We start from the raw sequence: 1,703 nt of genomic DNA, 5'->3' as shown, positions 1-1,703 counted from the left end.
ACACTGAAACCTCAAAAATTACGTTAATAGAAAGCGGGCTAAATCAGTCCTGATCTCTATAAATTCACCTGCTGGCCTTCAACAGATAGTGCAAAATACCTTGAAAATACGCTGTTTGTGTCATCTGTAGTTCTATTTTCTGTTGATTTAGAACTACATCCGAGGTATACTTATTACGTAAATTACGTAGATATGTGAGGTGACGTGATGAGTATACCTGAAGCTATTAAACAGAAAAGACCTACCCAGTTCGGGGCAGTTGAGATCCGCCGGATCGGCGGCCACTACTATACATACCTTGTTTCCTCCAGGTGGGATGCTAAGAGGCAGCGCCCTCAGAAGGTGACAGGCCAGAGCATTGGGAAGATCACCGAGGCCGACGGATTCATTCCTAACGCCAACGGGCTGCGTCTGATGCAATCCATGCGTCTCACTCCGGATGTCGCTCCTTCTGTCAAGAACTATGGTGCCTATGAAACTCTGCAGCAGCTCTCGCCTGATCTGAACGAACAGCTGAAGAAACATTTCCCGGATAAGTTCCGGGAGATACGGACCATCTCGCTCCTTCGCCTCGTAGACAGCATCTCTTCCGTCAGGATGATTCAGCCCATGTTCCTTGATTCCTACATGAGCGACATCTGTGCAGACATCGCTGTATCCGAGAACTCAGTGAGGAGATTTGTCTCGGAGCTTGGTTCGAAGCAGGACAGACTGGACGCTTTCATGCGTGACCAGGTTATGCCGGGATCAACCCTGCTGTTCGATGGGACATCCATCTTCATGCGAGGAGCGGATTCCCTTGCTGACAGGGGCTATAATCCTGACCACAGCCTGAATCCGCAGGCAAGGATCCTGTATGTTTTCGAGAAGGATTCCTACAAGCCGGTATTCTACCGTGTCGTGCAGGGTTCCATCGTCGATAAGACAGCCTTCATGGATACCGTGCAGGCGGCAGGATGCAGGAACTGCATCATCATTGCCGATAAAGGCTTCTACTCCAAGAAGAATGTCTCGGTACTGCTGAACGTGGGGATAAAGTACATCCTTCCTCTTCGTGAAGATACCGTCAACGTTAAGACAGAGTTCTATGAGAACAACGATGACAACAAATGGGACGATGTCTTCACCTACAACAAGAGAGCCATCTGGTACCGGAAGAAGCCCAGCGGTAACAAAGGAAATTTCATCTATACCTTCCGTGATGATTCCAGGAGAGCGGAACTTGTAGGCCACTATGTTGAGCACGTCGAGAAGGACTACGGTGAGGAGGAACGTACACCTAAGGATGTCATCAGGCAGATCCGGATGGGGTATTTCTCCTTCTGCAGCAATCTCGATCTCCCTGCAAAAGAGATTTATCTCGACTACAAGGAACGCTGGGACATCGAGCAGTGCTTCGACTATCTCAAGAACAGCGTTATTTCAAGCGCTTCCCATGCACACACGGACGATTACTTCCGGGGCTGGGCATTCCTGAATCACATCAGCCTGCTGTATTACTACGGCCTGTTAAACGCTCTCAGGAACGCGGGGTTCACGGACAAATATTCCGCGGAAGATGTCCTGAAACTCACGAAGAACATCTACCGTGTGGACAACGGAGACAAACAGGGAATCAAAGTTTCCGCAATCCAGAAGAAGACAAAGAACGTGCTGGACACGCTCGGAGTCGACCTATTACGTAAAATTTGAGGTTACAGTGT

At 49.0% G+C, this 1,703-nt stretch carries 1 protein-coding gene; it reads left to right on the top strand.

Annotation, left to right across the window (positions count from 1 at the left end):
* The first annotated feature begins 207 nt into the window (after window positions 1-207).
* On the top strand, window positions 208-1,692 hold the full coding sequence (locus E0E20_RS13765; RefSeq protein WP_130838734.1) for a transposase: 1,485 nt from the start codon (window positions 208-210) through the stop codon (window positions 1,690-1,692).
* The last annotated feature ends 11 nt before the right edge of the window (window positions 1,693-1,703 follow it).

Origin of the sequence: Lachnoclostridium sp. Marseille-P6806, from assembly GCF_900625025.1 — a bacterium.
Taxonomy (GTDB): Bacteria; Bacillota; Clostridia; order Lachnospirales; family Lachnospiraceae; genus CAG-791.
Note: the sequence above shows the minus strand (reverse complement) of the source record. Positions and strands in the feature narration are given on the sequence as shown.

Excerpts from the sequence above, each read along its gene's own strand:
- E0E20_RS13765 (WP_130838734.1), top strand. The coding sequence starts at position 208 with ATGAGTATACCTGAAGCTATTAAACAGAAAAGACCTACCCAGTTCGGG.